The sequence below is a fragment of the Streptomyces nanshensis genome, assembly GCF_001751255.1.
Lineage (GTDB): Bacteria > Actinomycetota > Actinomycetes > Streptomycetales > Streptomycetaceae > Streptomyces > Streptomyces nanshensis_A.
The window spans coordinates 1-1,071 of the sequence record NZ_LJGW01000534.1 but is presented as its reverse complement, the minus strand read 5'-3'; the positions used below and the strand labels follow the sequence as shown (position 1 = coordinate 1,071).

Annotated in this window: 1 protein-coding gene; it reads right to left on the bottom strand. The window is 77.9% G+C overall.

The window, feature by feature from the left end; genetic code table 11:
- Positions 1 to 1,071: asparagine synthase-related protein (locus tag AN218_RS29570; protein ID WP_244900830.1), on the bottom strand; the 1,071-nt coding region annotated here is incomplete at both ends.

Genomic DNA, 1,071 nt, shown 5'->3' with positions numbered 1-1,071 from the left:
GGCGGCCGGTGCCGTCAGCCGGTCCGCCGCGAGGCGCAGCGCCCGCGCCGGGGCCTGGCGCAGCGCGCACCACAGGCCGTGTGCCGTCCGCAGCCGGCTGGTCCGCCAGTCCGTACGGTGCCGGGCCAGACGCGCCAGCGCGTACACCGGGTGCGCGGAGAGCAGATCCGTGAGGTGTGCGGGGGCGGGGGTGAACAGCGCGTCGCCGCCGGCGCCGCACAGATGCAGCCGGGAGCCGTGGTCCCGTGCGCGGCGCAGGGTGTCGCCGAGCTGCGTCGACTCCCGTACCCAGGCGGCCGGTTCCTCGGTGGGCAGCCGCATGCCGGCCAGGTCCGCGAACCAGTCCGGCGTCTCCCGCTCCCCGGTGACGACATGGGTGGCGGCGGGCAGATGCTGTGCGGCGCGTGCGGCGCACACCGCGTCGCCGTCCCGCGGGGCGGCGCCCTCCCGGCGTACGGTCACCAACTCCGCCTCGCCGCGGGAGGCGAGGAAGCACAGGCTCGTCGCGTCGAGCCCGCCGGAGAGATCGGCGCTGACGGTGCCGCCGCCCGACGTACAGGTCGCCACCGACTCCCGCAGCGCCGTCCGCAGGGCCGACGCGGCGGTACGCAGCGGCAGTTCGGGACGTGGGGGACGCCACCAGCGCACGGTGCGCCCGGGTCCCAGCCCCCGGTCGTCCCGGTGCCACAGCAGCGCCTCGTCGGGACGTACGGCGCGTACGCCGCGCCACATCGTCCGCTCGGACAGGGCCGCCCAGCACGGCGGAGGGTCCAGCAAGTGGGCGGCCACCATGGCCGGTTCGAGGTCCGCGTCCGTCAGCCGCGCGAGGGTGGCGGCGTCCCCGGAGGCCACCTGCACCCCGTCCAGGACGGCGGTGAAGACGCGCCGCATCGCCGAGGCCGATCCGCGGGCCCACACCGAGCCGTGGGCGGAGGCCAGCAGATGGTAGCTGCCGGGCACCCCGGCGACGGCCGACTCGGCCTCCCGTACGTGCCGCAGCCGGCCCGCGCGGTGCCGCAGCGCCCGTGAGGTGAGCGGGGAGCGGCCGAGCACGGCGGCCCGTACCGGCCC